We start from the raw sequence: 18,575 nt of genomic DNA on the forward strand, positions 1-18,575 counted from the left end.
GATATGTGGGTGTTTAAGAAATCCTCAAACACGGTCTTCCTCTTGCGCCAGCGATACCGAGCAAAGCACTACTGCCATGAAACGGGTCCTGATTAAGCGTCCGACTAAGGAAAAGGGTACTGCCTACACACGAGTACACCTAACTGTGGTCTAGACAGTTACGCCTAAAGGGAGCAAAATTGGGTATCTAGATAGTAAATAGCAAGCGTTTATGCCGCTGGGGAAGGTCGCATAGCGCGGTCTTGCTAGGTACTTACTAGGAGTTTGTAAATGCAAGAGCTACATCCATCTGGCCAGAACAGAGACCGTTTAAAGGAATCTGTCGCCGGTTTACTTGTCATACATAGCGCACCTAATGCGCTGCGCCCACATATCGAATGGGGCTTGCAATCAATCTTAGGTACTTGGCTTACTTTGCAATGGCGCGATCAACCATGTGCACCAGGAACATATAGAACAACTGTTGAATTTCGAGATGTGCGAGGAAGCGCTGCGAAGATTGCATCTGCACTTCGTGGCTGGCACTACTTGAGATTTGAAGTTCGCGAAGAATCCGAACTCGGGGGAGAGTTTTATCGTTCTACCCCCGAGCTCGGAATTCATCGCGCAAGTATTGATGGACTTGGAAATATTGTCGTGACCGAACATCAAATTACGGAAGCGCTCGCCAAAGGTTTTGATGATCTCTCAATTCGCGATGCGATCGACGAAATTCTGGGAAATCAATGGGAAAGAGAGTTAGCCCCATTTAGAGAAGTGGAAATCGATCAAATTATTCAACTCCGGGCCATATAGATTTCTTTTTAAAGTATTTGAAGTAGATATACTTTAGCCATGACAATCCCAGAGAGCCCGATAATCCAAATCGAACGTCGTAAGGCGATCGCTTTATTTGCATCTGTATTAATCCTTGCAGTTGCTTTATTTGGAGGTTTGGTAAAGATCGGTTGGGGTATCTCTGCGCGCACTGATAGCGGAATCGTTGTAACTGGTTCGGCGCGCACTGAAGCTGTCGCCGATAACGCGGTATGGACTCTCTCTGTCTCACTTTCGCGCCCTAAGGTTGCCGATGCTGTCTCTCAGGTAGGAAATGACGTTGCCGCAGTTACTAAGTATTTAACTGATGGCGGAATTCCGGATGAGGCTCTCACCCTAGGGCCTGTTTCAACATATGGCCAAGAAGAATGGGTCAACGGAAATTCAACTGGTCGTATTCTTAACTACCGCGCAAGTCGCGATGTCACCGTGCGCACCAAAGATGTTGAGTTGGTCTCTAAACTTTCCCAAGGCATCGGAAGAATTTTACAATCAGGTGTAAATGTAAATAACTACGGTCCTCAGTATTACATCTCGACGCTGGCAGAACTTCGCCCACAGTTGTTGGAAGAAGCGATGAAAGACGCCAAGGTTCGCGCGGTTGCAATTACCAAAGCAGTTGGTAGCCATGTTGGCGTCGTAACTGGAGTCAAGAGTGGTGTGTTCCAGGTGACCACACCTGACTCAACAATGACTTCAGACGGCGGCACATATGACACAACCACGATCAAGAAGACTGTCACATCTACTGTTTCAGTTACCTTTACCGTCAATAACGACTAAAGTTTTTTCATGACTTCACGCCCCGAAGAGTTAATTGCCTATTTCGGCATGAAGCCCTTACCGGTTGAAGAGACTTACTTTATTAATACCTATATCTCTGAGGCCAAGACTGCTGAAGGCGGTCCTGCTGGCACTGCAGGTTTAGGACTTTACTTAACCGCGCCACGCAGCGCTTCTACTGCACACGTCCTTACTTTCGATGAAGTCTGGCATTTCTATGAAGGCGATCCTGTTGCACTTTACGAATTTCATCCTGACGGAACAGCGCGCACAATTTTATTGGGACGCGATATCGCTGCAGGTCAAGTAATGCAGCACACCATTAAGGCCGGAGTCATCCAAGCCGGTGAAGTTGCACCCGGTGGTACCTGGTCACTCTTTGCCTGCACTATGTCGCCAGGATTTAACGCAACATGTTTTGAGGGTGTAACTAAATCTGAACTCCGCGGCAAATATGCGGGATACGAAGAAATAATCGAACGAATGGGCGTTCCTGATGGACATGAAACTTCGCTACCTGCAGATTACGTAAACGAGCGCTTTAAAAGCTAGTTGTTAAAGCGGGATATTTCCGTGGTCACCGCGGCGATGTGGCGCTGCAGCAATAGTTCTTGCAAGCGCAGATCTTGTAACTTTCGGATCGATGATTTCATCAACCGCACCGATTTCAACAGCGCGGGCAACTCCACCAGAAATCTTGTCGTGTTCTGCAGCAAGTTCTAACTCCATCGCCTCACGTTGTTCGGGGGCAAGATCGGCAAGTATGCGACGGTGCAGAACTCGCACTGCAGCAACTGCGCCCATCACCGAAACCTCTGCGTTGGGCCAAGCAAATACTCGCGTTGCACCAAGTGATTTAGCGTTCATCGCCACAAATGCACCACCGTATGCGCGCCGTGTAATCAAAGTTACGCGCGGGACAACTGCTTCACCGAAGGCGTGCAATAACTTAGCGCCACGTCGCACCGCGCCTTCCCACTCTTGACCGGCACCAGGTAGAAAACCAGTAACGTCGGCGATAACAATTAGCGGAATTCCAAAGGCATCACAGGTGCGCACAAAGCGCGCTGCCTTCTCGCCAGCTGCTGAATCTAAAACACCACCTATATGTGCTGGATTATTTGCGATAACGCCAACGCTGCGCCCGCCAAAGCGACCCAGCACTGTTGTCATATTCTCGGCCCAGACAGGTAGCAGCTCTAACTTCTCGCCATCTTTATCCAAGATCGCATCAATTAGTGGATGGACTTCATAACTACGTTTCGAAACTGGCGGAACAAATACCGAAAGATCTAGATCTTCTAAATCAGTATCCATATGGCCTTGATTGGCAAAGAGCGCTGTGACATCACGGATCTCATCAAAGGCTTCTTGTTCAGAGGATGCGATCACATGTGCAACGCCGCTATTTTTACTGTGTGCCTCTGGGCCGCCAAGGGAAGCCATATCCACATCTTCACCGGTTACCGATTTAACAACGTCGGGACCGGTAACAAAGATTCGACCTTCAGGTGCAAGCACAACGATGTCGGTAAGAGCGGGTCCGTAAGCACCACCACCGGCAGTTGGTCCAAGAACAAGAGAGAGCTGTGGGATGCGACCACTAGCCAGAATCATTGATTGAAAGACTTCACCGAATGCATCAAGGGATGAAACCCCATCACTTAAACGCGCACCACCTGAGTGCCAGATACCAATGATCGGTAATTGCTTGGACATCGCCTCTTTATAGGCTTCGACAATAACTTTGGAGCCAGCTACTCCGAGTGCGCCGCTTTTAATTGTGGCATCAGATGCAAAGACAACAACGCGATTTCCTTTAATTGCGCCAGTTGCTGCGATCATTCCGCAATCGGTGCGTTCAACGAGTAGAGAGACGCTACCTGGATCGAGTAAACGTTGAATTCTTAATTCAGGATCGCGCGGGTCGACCTCTTTGTGGACCATAAAAATCAGTTTATAGAGTTGCGAAAGCCAATACAACGTTGTGGCCGCCAAAACCAAAGGAATCATTGAGCGCTGCGATTTGTCCAGCAGGCAATGAGCGTGGAGTGTCGCGCACCACATCGATAGTTACTGCAGGATCTAAATTCTCAATATTAATTGTTGGAGGAGCAAGACGTTCTTGCAGCGCCTTAACAATGAATACAGATTCAATTGCACCTGCGCCACCAAGAAGATGCCCAGTCATTGATTTAGTCGCAGATACCGCAACATGATCTGAATCAGGGCCAAGTGCTAAGCGCAACGCATTTGCTTCAGCGACATCGCCTGCTGGAGTGGAAGTCGCATGAGCGTTTAAGTGGACAATATCTTTTGTCGAAAGATTGGCATCTTTAAGTGCAAATTTAATTGCACGCTGCACACCCGAACCATCTGGGTCAGGAGCTGCGATGTGATAACCATCTGAGGAAAGACCTTGGCCAACTAGTTCGCAGTAAATCTTAGCGCCGCGTGCTTTAGCGTGCTCGTACTCTTCAAGAATTAATATTCCGCCGCCTTCACCGAGTACAAAACCATCACGGTCAGCATCGTAAGGACGTGATGCGCGCTCTGGCGCATCGTTACGGGTAGAAAGCGCTTTCATTGCAGCAAAGCCAGCCATTGGAAGTTGGTGAATTGCTGCTTCAACGCCGCCGCTAACAATTACATCGGCGCGATTTGAGCGGATCATTTCAAGTGCATAACCAATTGCTTCAGCACCCGATGCGCACGCGCTAACAGGTGTGTGGACTCCAGCACGTGCTTGCAGTTCTAGGCCAACGTTTGCAGCAGGACCATTAGGCATCAACATCGGAACAGTGTGTGGACTGACTCCGCGGGCGCCCTTCTCTTTCAAATTATCGAATTGATCGAGCAAGGTAATAACGCCACCAATGCCGGAGGCGATTACTACGCCGAGTCTTTCCTTATCAACATCTGGCGTACCTGCATCTTTCCAGGCTTCACGGGATGCAATGAGAGCAAATTGTTCTGAGCGATCAAGGCGGCGCATTTCTACGCGCTCCATCTGATCGGCAGGTTCTGTAGCAACGCGCGCTGCGAAGTGCACAGGTAAGAGCTCGCGCCAATCTTCAGTGAGAAGACGGACTCCGCTCTTTCCGGCGATTAGTGCAGCCCAAGTCGATGCAACATCTCCACCAAGTGGAGTAGTTGCACCAAGACCTGTGACGACTACGCGACGTTGAGACATTTAAACTACTTATACGGCAGCGCTAACGATGAAGTTAACTGCATCTCCTACTGTTGCAAGATCAGTTACCTTCTCGTCAGGAATCTTCACGCCAAAGCGCTCTTCGCAGGCAACTACAACTTCGACCATGCTAAGTGAATCTACTTCTAGGTCGTCAGTGAAGTTCTTATCGAGTTCGATTGATGCAGCTGGAATACCAGCAACTTCTTCAACGATCTCTTTGATTCCTGCAAGTACATCTGCGGCTAAAAGTGCCATTTGTTTATTCCTTTTCTTTTCTTAATTCTTGCTTTTCTCTTTTGAGTCCAACAGGTTGTAATTCTCTCTGATTAGATGCGCTACTTCCTAGTAATTCGAAGGCTTATCGGCAGAAAATTATGGTTTAGGGGGTAATTTCACAACTTGCCCCGCGTAAACGAGACCTGCGCCATATCCGATCAAGAGCGCAATCTTGCCGTGAAGTTCTGGGTGTTTTGCCAGGAGCGCATCCATCGCAAGAGGGATTGAAGCCGCAGAGGTATTTCCATTTGTGCGAATGTCATCTGCAATCACAACTGACTCTGGCAGCTTCATCTCTTTCGCCATAGTTTCGATGATGCGCACATTTGCTTGGTGCGGAATAAATGCATCAATCTCGTTTACAGATAAGCCGGCTGAATCAAGTGCCTTAAGCGCTGCCTTACTCATTGAGAACACGGCCCAGCGGAAAACCTTCTGACCTTCTTGCGTAATATTCGGCCACTTAACATCTGCCTTAGTTAATTGAGTTTCAGTGTTGCGAACGTCAATCCATGATGGATTCATCAAGATGGCATCGCGGTTTTCTGAATCGGAACCCCATTCAACTGGGCCGATGCCTGCTTCAGTTGATTCGCCAATGACAACAGCGCCCGCACCATCGGCGAAGATAAATGCCGTTGCGCGGTCTGTTGGGTCGGTGAAATCTGAAATCTTTTCTACGCCAATTACGAGAACTTTCTTTGCGCTACCGGCGCGCACCATGTCGTGTGCCATGGCAACTCCATAACAGAACCCAGCGCAGGCAGCACTTATGTCGAGCGCAGCCGCAGTTGGATTTCCCATCCGTTGAATAATCGCTGTAGCTGCAGAAGGTGCTTGGTGCGGATAAGTAATGGTTGCCACAATGACGGTATCAATATCTTTGATTGCAAGTTTGGCGCGAGTAAGTGCCTGTTCTGCTGCACCGATCGCCATATCAACAACCGATTCATCTGCGCTAGCAAAGCGACGAGATTCGATGCCGGTGCGCTGCACGATCCATTCGTCACTGGAATCAATTAAATCTACGATCTCCGAGTTTGGAACAAGGCGAGATGGGCGATAAGCACCGACCGATAAAATCGTGCTCTCGCTACCAGTTTTTACTTTGATCGCCATCGCTCTACCTTAACTCTTAATTACTTACTTCTTGGTTATGTCGCAGTGCAAATTCATCAGCTAGCACAAGATCAGCAACTGCCTTGAGCGCAAAGGTTTCAACAATTGGCACCGCACGCTTTAACAAGCCAACTAGCGTTCCAGCAGGTGGAACTTCTAGCGCACCAGATACGTTCTCGGAGAGCTTTGTCATACATAGATCCCAACGAACTGGGTTAGAGATCTGCGCAACGATGCGATCTAAGATTTCGCGTCCATCACGAATTACCGCACCATCTTTATTGGAGATAACACCACACTTTGGATCTTGCACCTCAAGTGAAGCAGCAAGCGCGCGAAGCGGTGCAACCGCAGGTTCCATATAAGAAGTGTGAAATGCGCCAGCCACGGCAAGAGCGCGCACACGTGCACCTTCGGGTGCTAATTGTGCAAGCGCATCTAAATCTCCCGCAGCAACAATTTGTCCAGCGCCGTTATCGTTTGCCGCGACCAATCCAAGATCAGCAATTGCACGAAGTACGACTTCACGATCGCCACCTAAGACTGCCGCCATGCCGGCTGGTTTAACGGCAGCGGCTTTCGCCATTTCAATTCCGCGAGCGCGTACCAACTTCATGGCATCTACTTCGCTGATTACTTGCGCTAAGGCAGCAGCGGTAATTTCACCAACTGAATGACCTGCGACAAATGCAAAGTCATTTCCTTTATTGAGCGCGCGAGCACCAAGCAAGCCTGCAGCAACAATTAACGGTTGGGCATTGGCAGTGTCTTTAATTTCATCGGCATCAGCAGTTGTGCCTAGGCGAACTAGATCAAGTCCGATTTCATCCGACCATTGAACTAAGAGCGCTTTGCTAGATGGCTCTTCAATCCAAGGTGCCAACATTCCCGGCGTCTGGGCACCTTGACCCGGTGCAACTAATGCGAGCATGGTTCAGATTTTAGGTGAGCGTGATGTTTACTACCTAGTACCTGCGCATTTCTAGCGCGGTTAATTACAAAATTAATTGCGTGTTACTAGCCACACCTGTGCACAATGCGCTGCCACATCTACTTTGCTGGCTGGCGGACGAATGATCGGTTCGTGTGTTTGCACCGGTGTTGCGGCATCAAAGATTCTGCGGAATGAGTGTCCCCAGTTTTCATCGGGCAAGGTAAATGGTGTCTCTGATTTAGAAGAGTTAAGAAGTAATAGAAGTCCGCGCTCTGAACCAGCTTCAATAAATACTGTCAGGCTGCGCTTTTCACCATCTTGCCAGTGGTCTTCATGCATCTCATGACCGCCAAGTGAGAACCACGCAATATCTTTTCGTTTCGTTCCGGCATCGACTGTGCCGGTAAAGAATTCGTGCGCCACACCTTCTAGGTATTGCTTACGAATGTGGGCAAGTTCGGAGACTGCGTCAAAGAGATCAGATTCTTCTTCATTTAACTTCCACTTATTTGCCCAACCGCCCATGAAGTTCGCTTCACTATCTTCCATAAGCGGGCTCATATCTCGCGGCAGCGAGTAACCATTATTAGAACCGTTTTGAGTACGACCAATTTCATCGCCCATAGTCATCATCGGCACACCTGAAGAGAGAAGTAGCGTTGCCATCATGGATTTCTTTAATTGATGACGGTGAGCTTCCACTAAAGGATCATCGCTAGGGCCTTCAACGCCGAGATTCCAAGAACGGTTGTCGTTATGGCCATCTTTGCTATCTTCTTGATTCGGGCCGTTATGTTTATCTTGATACATAACTAAGTCGGCCAAGGTAAAGCCATCATGTGCGGTGATGAAGTTAATTGATGAAGTTGGCCCGCGATAATAGAAAATATCGCTTGAGCCACTGATGCGCGATGCAATATCAGCAACGCCTTCGCCGTAACCGCGCGCTAAATCACCTAACCAGAATTGACGTACCGAGTCGCGATAAGCATCGTTCCACTCGCGCCACGGATGCGGGAAATCACCTAGCGAATAACGAGTTACATCCCAAGGCTCAGCGATCATCTTAAAGTTACGTAAAACTGAATCTGCTTCGATAGCTGACATAAGCGATGAGTTAAATGCGCTGTGGCTGGTGTAGAGCGCTGCCGCTAAATCAAATCGAAAGCCATCAACGCCAATTACTTCAACCCACCAACGAAGTGAATCAACAATATGGCGTACTGCATGTGGATTACTGCTGGCTAAGGTGTTACCACATCCGGTTACATCGATGTAATTGCCTTGGCTATCTTGGCGATACCAAGCTTTATTGTCGATACCTTTAAAAGATAACGTTGGTCCACCGACTCCACCTTCAGCGGTGTGGTTGTAAACAACATCGAGAATTACCTCAATATCGTTCTCATGTAAGCGATCAACAGCTTCTTGTAACTCTGAAATCGGATCTGCTGTTGCCGCGTATGCGCCATGCGGTGCGCTAAAGGCAATTGCGTTATAGCCCCAATGGTTTTTTCGGCCACGATCCCAGATTGATGGTTCGGTTAGATAAGAATGTATTGGCAGAAGTTCAAGTGCGGTAACACCTAATTTCTTTAGATGCGAAATCGTGCTGGGATGGCCAAGTGCTTTATATGTCCCGCGTTCGTTCGTCGGGATCTCTTCATTCTTTGCCGTTAAACCTTGAACATGTGCTTCATAAATCAAAGTGTTAGCCCAAGGAACTAGCGGGCGATGGATCTCGCGCACCGGATGGTTTGTAACAACGGAATAAGGAACCGAGCCTGCGCTATCGCGATCATCGCGCACCGTGTTATCGCCACTTCCGATTGCATCACTTGCTACATGCCCATAAATTTCTGGAACATATTCCAATTGGCCATCTAGTTGATGGGTATATGGATCAATCAAAAGTTTTGCGGCGTTAAAACGCACACCATTTTCAGGTTGCCATGGACCGTAGACGCGGTAGCCATAACGCTGGCCGGCTTTTACTCCCGCTAAGTAGCCGTGCCAGATCGGGCCGTTGCGATGTGACATCGCAAAGCGAGTTTCAACTAACTTGCCATTGACCTCATTGAAGAGGCAGAGTTCGATGGCATCTGCGGCGTTAGACCAGATTGCAAAGTTTGCTCCACCATCTGTAAGTGTGGCGCCGAGGGTGCGAGGGTCGGCTGGGAGCATGGGCTTATCTTGCCCTGCAAGCCTTTAAATTGGGAAACTAGAACTGCAAATTTCTGGCGAATTATGAAGATTATCTCAGCAGCGCTAAGCAAGAGAAGCCCAGGTAGCAGATCAACGCTGCGCTTTAAAAACCATGGGGTGCCATTTTTTAACATCCAGATAATTGAATCGCGACGGCTCCGATTGTTTACGGCATCGATCTTTACTTCACCGATTTCATAACCACGATGAGTTAAGAGGTTGGCATATTGTGCAGCGATAAATTGATGGCCTAATTTGCTTGGGTGCATACGATCCACATGCCATTTCTCGCGCGCATAAATATCCTGCAACGAGCGAGTCTCCATCAGTACTGCTCCAAAAGTTTTGCCAAGGGCTCTTGTAGATGCATTTACCGCGGCAACTCTGCGACGGCAGATTCGCCCGATTAGATATGGCATAGGTACGATCTTGGTTGGATCATGAAGTTCAAGCAACATAATTGTGCAACCCCTAGCTACAAGTTCTAGCAAAGTCTTTCGCAGGTTCTCTGCAAACTTCTGTGGGTTGAAGTTGCTGCGCAAGAGATCATTTCCACCCACCACAACTGCTACTAAATCTGGGTTATGGAGCAAAATCTTGGGAAGTTGTTCCTCCAATACTTCAGTCGACCTTGCACCCGGGCGAGCAGCATTGATAAAGATGAGCGGTTCTTGAAAAGATTTAGCGAGGTGATAACTCCAACCTAGGTTGTTGCCATGACCGTCAGAATCGCCAACACCGGATGCTGCGCTATCGCCGATAACTGCAAAGGTAAGAGGCGCGCTCATGGTTAAGCCGCTCTCAGAGCTTGGAGGTTTGGCTTCTTACCGAGTGAAAGCATCTGCGAAATAGTTGAAGACCAAGGGAAGTTCTCTGCCTGGTGGTGGCAGCGACTGCGCAAGGTGTTATCTGTCTTCAACTTACCAATTAGCGTTTCGATTGCATCAGCAAAGTCAGAACCGTTATTTGCTGCCACTTGTCCAACAAAATCTGCAGAGCCAACACTGTCAATGAGGAGGAATTCACCGACCGCACTTGTTTCTGAGGCAACAACCGGTGTTCCGCTGGCTAAAGATTCAAGGGCCGATAAGCAGAAAGTCTCGATTGGTCCAGGTGCAATTGAGATATCGGCTGAAGCGACAACCGATGCGAGATACTTCTTATCAGAGATATAGCCAAGAAAAGTTACAGGAATATCGCGGGAAGATTCGTAAAGTTTCTTATGTAGCGGCCCAGTTCCAACATAGATTAGACGCGCATTAACTCCGCGCTTTAACAGCTCGCGCAGGGCTTGGATTGATCGCTCTGGCTTCTTCTCTGGTGAAAGTCTTCCGCAATGAACGAGAAGTATTTCGCCACCCTTTAAAAGTTTGGTGCGAAGCTCAAGATCGCGATTCTTTGGTGAGAAAGTCTTTAGATCAACGCCCAGGGGAACTTGAATCAAGTTCTTAGTCCCTATGGCGAGAAATTCTGAAGAGGCAAATTTAGTTGTGGCAATTACATAGTCAAATGATTTGGCAAGCCGTTGGTTATGCCAGGCAACGAACTTCTTGGCAGAGAATGGTAGGTATGTCTTGATTAATCCGCGCAAAGTTTCGTGGCTAAATACCAACGTTGTGATCTTGCGTGACTTCGCCCAACGCCCAACGCTGGAAAGAGTAAATCGATCAGATACTTCGATGCGATCAGGTGAAAGCGCAAGCAACATATTTCTAATCTGACGATTTGATTTAATGATGCGGTATCCACCTGTAAAGGGAATAACTAGAGATGGAACTGTAATTCTGGTTCCATGCGGCGTCTTTTCGTGATGCAGACCAGCGCCGGGAACTATGTAGGTAAATTCATGGCCCTGGCTTGTGTATCCAGTACCGAGATTATGAAGCGTGGTCTTTATGCCACCCGACTTAGGGCCATAGAAATTGGCGATGTGGATAATCTTCATGCGACCAGATCTTTCTGTGATGCAACAAAGCGGATAGTTTCTCGATAGCGCTTAATAAGTTCTTCATTTATCTGATCCCATGTTCGATGTTCTACGGATTTACGTGCAGCTTCTTCCATTAGATCCCGCGCTGGATGCTCGGCAAGAGTGAAGACAGATTCCAAAAGTTCATGCGAGTTTGCCGTGTCGATTAAAAGCCCGGTTTTACCGTGTTCAATCAGATCTGTAGGACCACCGGTATCGGGGCCAACTACCACTGTTCCAGAGGCAAGTGCTTCTTGAATAGCCTGACAGAAAGTTTCATGTTTGCCGGTATGAACAAAAACATCAAGTGCTGCTACATGTCGCGCTAGGTCTGCACCAGACTGATATCCCACAAAGATTGCGTTGGGAAGATCGTTTTCTAACTTAACTCGCGCAGGTCCATCGCCCACAATTACCAATTGGAAATCTGGGTGGCGATCGATAACCTCTAGATCACTTACTCGCTTCTCGTTTGCAAGACGCCCCACATAACCAACTAGATATTTAGGTGACGGTTTTCTGCCCCGAGTTATAAGAAGTTCGCTACGGAAATCTGCATCAAATTTAGAAGGCTGGAAGTTTTCAATGTTTACTCCACGCTGCCAGAGCTTTACATTTTTAACTCCAGAGTTTTCAAGATCGCGGCAAGCCCAAGATGAAGGCGCAAGGGTGAGGTCGGTAGTCGAGTGAATTCGTGCGACCCAGCGCTTCAGAGTCGCATGGGCAATTGTTAAACCGTAATGACGAGCAAAGCCGGCGATATCAGTTTGATAAACCGAAACAGTGGGTATGCCGGCCTTCTTTGCTAACCGTGCAACGTAATGGCCTAGGAAGATTGGTGAAGCTAGATGGATTACATCTGGTGCAAAGCCTTCGATAAATGGTTCGAGAGTTCGCTGCGGAAGTCCCATCGGAATCAACTTCTTCATATCGATACTTGGAACGTGCTTAATCTTGTATCCGCAATATTCCTTGGGCGCGTTCTCGCTCTCAGGTGCGATAACCAGCACTTGATGTCCTTGTGATCTGCAGAATTCGAGAAGGCGGAGTACTGAGTTGGTTACGCCATTAACTTGCGGGAGGAAGGCCTCCGTTACGACAAGTATTCGCAGAGGGTTGGCGTCTTTAACTTCCAAAGCCTCTCTAAATTCCAACATGGTTCACAGGTTGAAGGTTAAAACCAACTTAATGGAACCTGTGAGGTTAAGTGTTGGCAAATGAGAGATGAAGTATTGGTTGAGGGTTTTGCCCTAGCGGAAAAGGCTACTGGTCGGTAACATCTGCGCTATGAAGATCGCCGTATGCGTAAAGCAGGTTCCAGATTCATGGGCCGAGAAGAAGATGGTCAATGGAGTACTCGATCGCGAAAGCGTTGATGCAGTACTTAATGATCTAGATGAATATGCCGTTGAAGAAGCGCTGCGTATCGCAGAAGCTCACGGCGGCAATGAAGAAGGCGGCGCAAATACCGTCACGGTGATTTCGATGGGACCAGAACGCGCAACTGAAGCAGTTCGCAAAGCACTTTCTATGGGTGCAAACGATGCAATCTTGGTAACTGACGGCGCGCTCGCCGGCGCAGATGCGCTCGCAACATCTGCAGTTCTCGCCAAAGTGATTTCAGATGGCGGTTATGACTTAGTAATTTGTGGAACTGAATCAACTGATGCGCGCATGAGCGTTGTACCAGCGATGATCAGCGCTCGCTTGGGTTGGGCACAGTTAACTTTCGCTTCCAAGGTAACAGTTGATCCTGCAGGATCAGTTGCAATTACCCGCGTAACTGAAGCTGGCGTTGATCAAATCTCTGCGGCATTTCCTTGCGTGATTAGCGTTGTTGAAAAGATCAACGAACCACGTTACCCATCATTTAAGGGCATCATGGCGGCGAAGAAGAAGACAATTGAACAGAAAGATTTAGCAGCAGTTGGCGCCAGCGCACAAAACGCTTGGTCACAAGTAAGCGATGCAACCCCGCGCCCACCACGCGCTGCGGGGTTGAAAGTAACCGATGAAGGTAGCGGCGGCGAAGCGCTAGTTAACTTCCTAGCAGAGAAGAAGTTGATATGAGCAAAGTATTTATTCTTGCTGATTTTTCAGGAGAAAAGGCGAGCAAAACAACGGCAGAGCTAGCAACCGCTGGTGCGCGCATTGGTTCAGTAACCGCAGTTGTTCTCGCTGCTGCTGGTAAAGGGGCAGCACTTGCTGCAACTGTAAATCAAGGTCCTATCGCCAACGTTCTGGTTATCGAGTCAGATGACTTCGCACAATTTGGTGTTGCTGCATCTGCCGATGCTTTAGCGAACTTAATCAAAGAGAATTCTCCATCTGCAGTGCTTATTGCATCTCATGCATTCGGTAAGGAAGTTGCCGCCCGCGTTGCAGTACTTACTGAATCCGGAATCATCACAGATGCCGTGGATGTCTCAGCAGATGCCACTGCAACTCAGTTGGTATTCGGTGGTTCAACAACAGTTCACTCAAAAGTTTCACACGGAACACCAATCATCACAGTTCGCCCAAATAGCGTGGAAGCAGATCTAACTGCTGCAACACCTGCAATCGAGAACGCAGCTGCTGCTATTTCAGATGCGGCGAAGAAATCTAAGATCTCTTCTTCACAACCTCCTGTTAAAGGTGGCCGTCCTGAGTTAACTGAAGCAAACATTGTTGTTTCAGGTGGTCGTGGCACAAATGGAGATTTCGCAGCGGTTGAAAAATTCGCTGACGAACTCGGCGCCGCAGTTGGTGCATCACGCGCGGCAACTGATGCTGGTTGGTATCCACATTCACATCAAGTCGGACAGACCGGCAAGAGCGTTAGCCCACAGTTATATGTGGCTTGCGGAATTTCAGGTGCGATCCAACACCGCGCAGGTATGCAGACATCTAAGACGATCGTCGTCGTAAATAAAGATCCTGAAGCACCGCTCTTTGATATCGCAGATTTCGGCGTTATCGGCGATCTCTTCAACGTATTGCCGCAGGCTACGCAGGGCATCTCAGCGAAAAAGGGTTAATTACCGTCGTCAACTAGACTGCTCCAATGAGCGTCTACCTAGATCATGCGGCAACTACGCCGATGGCTGATGCTGCAATTGCAGCGATGACTAGCTCACTCTCCAAGATCGGCAACCCTTCGTCACTTCACACACAGGGTCGCGCGACTCGAAAAGATGTAGAAGATGCGCGCGAAGTAATCGCCAAAGCAGTTGGCGCCATGCCTTCCGAAATCATCTTTACCGGTTCTGGCACCGAAGCAGATAACGCCGCAATAAAAGGTTTGTTCTGGAAATCTGGCAAGAAAGTAATTGTGATTAGCGCTGTTGAACATCATGCGGTTCTAGATCCGGCGCGTTGGTTGGTCGAACATGAAGGCGCCGAGCTAATTGAAATCCCAGTAACAAAGTCAGGTTTAATTGATCTAGGCTTTCTAAAGGATTTAATCACAAAGCGCGGCAACGAGATCGCTTTGATTTCAGTTATGCACTCCAATAACGAGACCGGTGTAATTCAACCGGTTGGCGAAGTTGTAAAGATCGCCGGAGATATTCCAGTCCACACTGATGCGGTTCAATCATTTACCAAGACGCCACTTTCTTATAAAGATCTCGGCGTAATGTCGATGGCGCTTAGCGCTCATAAAGTTGGTGGACCACTTGGTATCGGAGTCCTTGTGCTTCGTCGCGCCTTTGAAATTCCGGCGCTCTTGCATGGCGGGGGACAAGAGCGAGAAATTCGCAGCGGAACTTTAAATGCGCCATCGATCGTCGCATTTGCCGCAGCTGTAGAAAGTTCAAATTACGATTCTGCGCGAGTAAGCGCCCTACGGGATCGATTTGAAAGTGGGCTTCGTGCGTCAGTGCCTGATGCTTACATAAATGGTGTGGATGCACCGCGCCTGCCTGGAATCACCAACGTCACCTTCCCCGGAACACAGAGCGATTCTCTTCTCTTGTTAATGGACTCTGAAAAAGTTTCTTGCTCAACAGGTGCTGCATGCAGCGCAGGTGTGCACCGCCCTAGCCATGTCTTACTTGCGATGGGCCACACCGAAATAACTGCACAATCTTCACTACGTTTTTCTTGCGGCGCCACCTCAACCGAATCCGATATCGATTTCGCCTTATCTGTCCTTCCCACCGTTATTAATCGCGGCAGAGCGGCGGCCTCCAAATGAAGATAATCGCAGCGATGAGCGGTGGCGTTGACTCTGCAGTTGCAGCAGCGCGCGCAGTTGAAGCAGGACACGAAGTAATTGGTGTGCATTTAGCGCTTGCTTCAAACCCACAGAAGTATCGCTCCGGTGCGCGCGGGTGTTGCACCATTGAAGATTCACATGATGCTCGTCGCGCCGCAGATAAGATCGGTATTCCTTTCTATATCTGGGATATGGCTGAAGAATTTCATCAAGGCGTTGTTGAAAACTTCCTCGCTGAATATGCAGCGGGTCGCACACCTAACCCATGTCTACGTTGCAATGAGAAGATTAAATTTGCCGCAGTGCTAGATCGCGCAAAGGCGATGGGATTTGATGGCGTTGTTACTGGGCACTATGCGCGCACCCAAGAAGGTCCAATGGGCCGAACCCTGCACCGCGCAATTGATCCACTTAAAGATCAATCTTACGTTTTAGCAGTTTTAAACACCGAACAAATTAGCGGTGCGATATTTCCATTAGGCGATACTGAAAAAGTTGATATCCGCATTGAAGCCGAAGCACGTGGATTAGCAGTTGCGCAAAAGCCCGATAGCCACGATATTTGTTTTGTTCCTTCCGGTGATAACGCTGGCTGGTTACGCGATCGCTTAGGAAGTGAAATAGGTCCGATCGTTGATCAAACAGGTACCAAGATCGGCGAACATAAAGGCGCTTACACATACACAATCGGCCAACGCAAAGGTTTGGGACTTACCGTTCCAACTGCCGATGGTTCACCACGCTTTGTATTAAAGATCGAACCTGTTACAAATACTGTCGTTGTCGGATCTCGTGAAGAGTTAGCAGTTAGCCAATTGCAAGGCGAGAAAACTATTTGGTGCGGTCCAGCCATTGATGAGAAACCACTTCGCGGTTTTGTTCAGGTTCGCGCCCACGGTGCACCACTTGATTGCACTTATTACTATGCAGATGGCCGTTTAGTTGCAGATTTAGATAAGCCGCTACTTGGTATCGCCAATGGCCAAGCGATGGTTATTTACGATGGTGATCGCGTGGTGGGTTCAGCAACAATTTGCGAGAGCGCATGAGCAATCAAGCACGCCACCGCATCACCGAGTTAACGAACGAAATCCGCGATCACCAATTTAAATATTATGTTTTAGATTCTCCAACAATTACCGATGCGCAATTTGATGCGCTGCTAAAAGAGTTAGGGGCACTAGAAGCCAAACATCCTGAGCTCCTTGCGCCTGATTCACCGTCTCTAGGCGTTGGCGGAGGATTTGCGACAACCTTTGATCAACACGATCACATCGAAAAAATGATGAGCCTTGATAACGTATTTGATACTCAGGAGCTTGCCGCTTGGTTTGATCGCGTTGAAAAAGAGATCGGCGAAACTTCTTACCTGTGTGAGTTAAAGGTAGATGGCCTTGCGATCAACTTACTCTTTGAAGATGGCCAGCTAACCCGCGCACTAACTCGCGGCAATGGTGTTACTGGTGAAGATGTAACCCTTAACGTTAAAACTATTAAGGGTTTGCCACACGCGCTAAGCGGCAAGAAAGTGCCAACCCGTATTGAAGTCCGCGGTGAAGTCTTCTTCCCCCTTGCAGCCTTTCAAGAGTTAAATGATGGTTTAGAAGAATCCGGTAAATCACTCTTTGCCAATCCACGCAATGCGGCCGCAGGTTCACTTCGCCAGAAAGATCCACGCGTTACGGCATCGCGCCCGCTCAGCGTCGTTGTTCACGGAATCGGTGCGCGCGAGGGACTTGCCTTCACCGAACAATCTGCAGCCTATGAAACTTTAAAAGGCTTAGGTCTACCTACAAGTGAGCGTTTTAAAGTCTGCGGCTCGCGCGCTGAAGTTGAGAAATTCATTGAGTATTACAACGAACATCGCCACGATGTTGAACACGAGATTGATGGCGTGGTTATCAAAGTAGATTCAATTGCAGAACAAGAAAAACTTGGGTTTACATCTCGCGCACCGAAGTGGGCGATCGCTTACAAGTATCCGCCTGAAGAGGTCACCACAAAGTTATTAGATATCAAGGTCAGCGTTGGTCGCACAGGTCGCGTCACACCTTTTGCATATATGGAACCCGTCAAAGTCGCTGGTTCAACGGTTACTAATGCGACTTTGCATAACGCGCAAGAGATCGAACGCAAAGGTGTGTTGATTGGCGACGTTGTAATCATTCGTAAAGCCGGCGATGTCATACCTGAAGTCCTCGGCCCAGTTCTTGATAAGCGCACCGGAAAAGAGCGCGCCTTCGTAATGCCAACGCAATGCCCTGATTGCGGTTCTGCGTTGCGTGCGATCACCGAAGGCGATGTTGATATTCGCTGCCCGAATACCCAGAGCTGTCCAGCACAGTTACGTGAGCGCATTTACTACATCGGCTCACGTGCCGCGCTAGATATTGATGTGATGGGTTATGAAGCAGCAAACGCGCTATTAACCGATGCGATCATCGTTGATGAATCAGATCTATTTGGTTTAACAACAGAGAAGTTAATGCGCTCTGAATTCTTTACCAAGAAAGATGGCAGTGCAGGAAAGAATATTGAAAAGTTACTGGCCGCTCTGGAAGAGGCGAAGTCACGTCCACTTTGGCGGGTAATAGTTGCGCTATCTATTCGCCATGTTGGACCAACAGCTGCACAAGCTTTAGCAAATACCTTTGGCGATATGCACGCGATCGCTAAGGCAAATGCGCAAGAACTTGCTGACATTGATGGCGTCGGCGAAACAATTGCCCAGTCAATCATCGAATGGTTTGCCGTTGATTGGCACCGCGAAATTATTAAGAAATGGGAGAAGGCCGGAGTATTAATGCAGGCGCAAGCGGCTGCAGATCTTCCGCAAACTTTGGCAGGGCTTACCTTTGTTGTTACTGGCGGGCTAGAGAAATTCACACGCGATTCGATCGCCGAAACAATTACCGCCCACGGCGGAAAACCTGCAAGTTCGGTCTCTAAGAAAACAGATTATGTATTGGTCGGCACAGATCCCGGATCTAAGTTGGCCAAGGCCCAAGAACTCGGCGTCACCATCATCGATGAGGCGCGCTTTTTAGAATTACTAGACGGGCGGGGGTAGTCTGTA

Annotated in this window: 17 protein-coding genes; 8 read left to right on the forward strand and 9 right to left on the reverse strand. The window is 48.6% G+C overall.

Annotation, left to right across the window (positions count from 1 at the left end; all coding sequences use genetic code 11):
• Window positions 1–270: 270 nt before the first annotated feature.
• From A1s21148_RS02100 to A1s21148_RS02110, 3 genes are read left to right on the forward strand one after another with little or no spacing between them, the layout of a single operon-like run.
• On the forward strand, window positions 271–795 hold the full coding sequence (locus A1s21148_RS02100) for a DUF3145 family protein (RefSeq protein ID WP_095670833.1): 525 nt from the start codon (window positions 271–273) through the stop codon (window positions 793–795).
• Window positions 796–834: 39 nt separating this feature from the next.
• The gene (locus A1s21148_RS02105) at window positions 835–1,599 is read left to right on the forward strand and encodes an SIMPL domain-containing protein (RefSeq protein WP_095670834.1); all 765 of its coding nucleotides are present in this window, start codon (window positions 835–837) and stop codon (window positions 1,597–1,599) included.
• Window positions 1,600–1,608: 9 nt separating this feature from the next.
• Window positions 1,609–2,151, forward strand: coding sequence for a cupin domain-containing protein (locus tag A1s21148_RS02110; RefSeq protein ID WP_095670835.1), 543 nt, complete (start codon window positions 1,609–1,611; stop codon window positions 2,149–2,151).
• Window positions 2,152–2,154: 3 nt separating this feature from the next.
• On the opposite strand, the gene A1s21148_RS02115 is transcribed toward A1s21148_RS02110, so the two are convergent.
• The 9 genes from A1s21148_RS02115 to A1s21148_RS02155 all read right to left on the reverse strand — a co-directional run bounded on the left by A1s21148_RS02115 (window position 2,155) and on the right by A1s21148_RS02155 (window position 12,455).
• On the reverse strand, window positions 2,155–3,546 hold the full coding sequence (locus A1s21148_RS02115; RefSeq protein WP_095671798.1) for an acyl-CoA carboxylase subunit beta: 1,392 nt from the start codon (window positions 3,544–3,546) through the stop codon (window positions 2,155–2,157).
• Between the two features lie 10 nt (window positions 3,547–3,556).
• Window positions 3,557–4,792, reverse strand: a complete 1,236-nt coding sequence (gene fabF / locus A1s21148_RS02120) for a beta-ketoacyl-ACP synthase II (protein ID WP_095670836.1) — start codon at window positions 4,790–4,792, stop codon at window positions 3,557–3,559.
• A 9-nt stretch (window positions 4,793–4,801) separates the two neighbouring features.
• Window positions 4,802–5,050, reverse strand: coding sequence for an acyl carrier protein (locus A1s21148_RS02125; RefSeq protein WP_095670837.1), 249 nt, complete (start codon window positions 5,048–5,050; stop codon window positions 4,802–4,804).
• 117 nt (window positions 5,051–5,167) lie between these two features.
• Complete coding sequence (locus tag A1s21148_RS02130; RefSeq protein ID WP_095670838.1) at window positions 5,168–6,190, reverse strand: beta-ketoacyl-ACP synthase III; 1,023 nt, start codon at window positions 6,188–6,190, stop codon at window positions 5,168–5,170.
• A gap of 16 nt (window positions 6,191–6,206) precedes the next feature.
• Complete coding sequence (locus A1s21148_RS02135) at window positions 6,207–7,121, reverse strand: ACP S-malonyltransferase (RefSeq protein WP_095670839.1); 915 nt, start codon at window positions 7,119–7,121, stop codon at window positions 6,207–6,209.
• Window positions 7,122–7,193: 72 nt separating this feature from the next.
• Complete coding sequence (gene glgX / locus A1s21148_RS02140; protein ID WP_223299438.1) at window positions 7,194–9,245, reverse strand: glycogen debranching protein GlgX; 2,052 nt, start codon at window positions 9,243–9,245, stop codon at window positions 7,194–7,196.
• Window positions 9,182–10,117, reverse strand: a complete 936-nt coding sequence (locus tag A1s21148_RS02145; protein WP_223299412.1) for an SGNH/GDSL hydrolase family protein — start codon at window positions 10,115–10,117, stop codon at window positions 9,182–9,184. The genes glgX and A1s21148_RS02145 overlap by 64 nt, the downstream gene beginning before the upstream one ends.
• A gap of 2 nt (window positions 10,118–10,119) precedes the next feature.
• Complete coding sequence (locus A1s21148_RS02150; RefSeq protein WP_095670841.1) at window positions 10,120–11,274, reverse strand: glycosyltransferase; 1,155 nt, start codon at window positions 11,272–11,274, stop codon at window positions 10,120–10,122.
• Window positions 11,271–12,455 carry a glycosyltransferase family 4 protein gene (locus A1s21148_RS02155; protein WP_095670842.1) on the reverse strand — a complete coding sequence of 395 codons (1,185 nt, stop codon included), beginning with the start codon at window positions 12,453–12,455 and terminating at the stop codon, window positions 11,271–11,273. The genes A1s21148_RS02150 and A1s21148_RS02155 overlap by 4 nt, the downstream gene beginning before the upstream one ends.
• A 130-nt stretch (window positions 12,456–12,585) precedes the next feature.
• On the opposite strand from A1s21148_RS02155, the gene A1s21148_RS02160 reads away from it, so the two are divergent.
• From A1s21148_RS02160 to ligA, 5 genes are read left to right on the forward strand one after another with little or no spacing between them, the layout of a single operon-like run.
• Complete coding sequence (locus A1s21148_RS02160; RefSeq protein ID WP_095670843.1) at window positions 12,586–13,368, forward strand: electron transfer flavoprotein subunit beta/FixA family protein; 783 nt, start codon at window positions 12,586–12,588, stop codon at window positions 13,366–13,368.
• A complete protein-coding gene (locus A1s21148_RS02165) occupies window positions 13,365–14,318 on the forward strand; it encodes an electron transfer flavoprotein subunit alpha/FixB family protein (RefSeq protein ID WP_095670844.1) in 954 nt (317 codons plus the stop codon). Before A1s21148_RS02160 ends, A1s21148_RS02165 begins: the two co-directional genes overlap by 4 nt.
• A gap of 26 nt (window positions 14,319–14,344) precedes the next feature.
• The gene (locus tag A1s21148_RS02170) at window positions 14,345–15,478 is read left to right on the forward strand and encodes a cysteine desulfurase family protein (RefSeq protein WP_095670845.1); all 1,134 of its coding nucleotides are present in this window, start codon (window positions 14,345–14,347) and stop codon (window positions 15,476–15,478) included.
• Window positions 15,475–16,548, forward strand: a complete 1,074-nt coding sequence (gene mnmA / locus A1s21148_RS02175) for a tRNA 2-thiouridine(34) synthase MnmA (RefSeq protein WP_095670846.1) — start codon at window positions 15,475–15,477, stop codon at window positions 16,546–16,548. The genes A1s21148_RS02170 and mnmA overlap by 4 nt, the downstream gene beginning before the upstream one ends.
• Complete coding sequence (ligA, locus tag A1s21148_RS02180; RefSeq protein WP_095670847.1) at window positions 16,545–18,569, forward strand: NAD-dependent DNA ligase LigA; 2,025 nt, start codon at window positions 16,545–16,547, stop codon at window positions 18,567–18,569. Before mnmA ends, ligA begins: the two co-directional genes overlap by 4 nt.
• The last annotated feature ends 6 nt before the right edge of the window (window positions 18,570–18,575 follow it).

This window comes from Candidatus Planktophila lacus (assembly GCF_002287925.1).
Taxonomy (GTDB): Bacteria; Actinomycetota; Actinomycetes; order Nanopelagicales; family Nanopelagicaceae; genus Planktophila; species Planktophila lacus.

What these genes read in the sequence shown, in the direction of transcription:
- A1s21148_RS02110 (WP_095670835.1), top strand. Translation starts at nt 1,609, where the DNA reads ATGACTTCACGCCCCGAAGAGTTAATTGCCTATTTCGGCATGAAGCCC.
- A1s21148_RS02130 (WP_095670838.1), bottom strand. Translation starts at nt 6,190, where the DNA reads ATGGCGATCAAAGTAAAAACTGGTAGCGAGAGCACGATTTTATCGGTC.
- A1s21148_RS02160 (WP_095670843.1), top strand. Translation starts at nt 12,586, where the DNA reads ATGAAGATCGCCGTATGCGTAAAGCAGGTTCCAGATTCATGGGCCGAG.
- A1s21148_RS02150 (WP_095670841.1), bottom strand. Translation starts at nt 11,274, where the DNA reads ATGAAGATTATCCACATCGCCAATTTCTATGGCCCTAAGTCGGGTGGC.
- A1s21148_RS02105 (WP_095670834.1), top strand. Translation starts at nt 835, where the DNA reads ATGACAATCCCAGAGAGCCCGATAATCCAAATCGAACGTCGTAAGGCG.
- fabF (WP_095670836.1), bottom strand. Translation starts at nt 4,792, where the DNA reads ATGTCTCAACGTCGCGTAGTCGTCACAGGTCTTGGTGCAACTACTCCA.
- A1s21148_RS02155 (WP_095670842.1), bottom strand. Translation starts at nt 12,455, where the DNA reads ATGTTGGAATTTAGAGAGGCTTTGGAAGTTAAAGACGCCAACCCTCTG.
- A1s21148_RS02145 (WP_223299412.1), bottom strand. Translation starts at nt 10,117, where the DNA reads ATGAGCGCGCCTCTTACCTTTGCAGTTATCGGCGATAGCGCAGCATCC.
- A1s21148_RS02135 (WP_095670839.1), bottom strand. Translation starts at nt 7,121, where the DNA reads ATGCTCGCATTAGTTGCACCGGGTCAAGGTGCCCAGACGCCGGGAATG.
- mnmA (WP_095670846.1), top strand. Translation starts at nt 15,475, where the DNA reads ATGAAGATAATCGCAGCGATGAGCGGTGGCGTTGACTCTGCAGTTGCA.
- A1s21148_RS02125 (WP_095670837.1), bottom strand. Translation starts at nt 5,050, where the DNA reads ATGGCACTTTTAGCCGCAGATGTACTTGCAGGAATCAAAGAGATCGTT.
- ligA (WP_095670847.1), top strand. Translation starts at nt 16,545, where the DNA reads ATGAGCAATCAAGCACGCCACCGCATCACCGAGTTAACGAACGAAATC.
- A1s21148_RS02165 (WP_095670844.1), top strand. Translation starts at nt 13,365, where the DNA reads ATGAGCAAAGTATTTATTCTTGCTGATTTTTCAGGAGAAAAGGCGAGC.
- A1s21148_RS02100 (WP_095670833.1), top strand. Translation starts at nt 271, where the DNA reads ATGCAAGAGCTACATCCATCTGGCCAGAACAGAGACCGTTTAAAGGAA.
- A1s21148_RS02170 (WP_095670845.1), top strand. Translation starts at nt 14,345, where the DNA reads ATGAGCGTCTACCTAGATCATGCGGCAACTACGCCGATGGCTGATGCT.
- A1s21148_RS02115 (WP_095671798.1), bottom strand. Translation starts at nt 3,546, where the DNA reads ATGGTCCACAAAGAGGTCGACCCGCGCGATCCTGAATTAAGAATTCAA.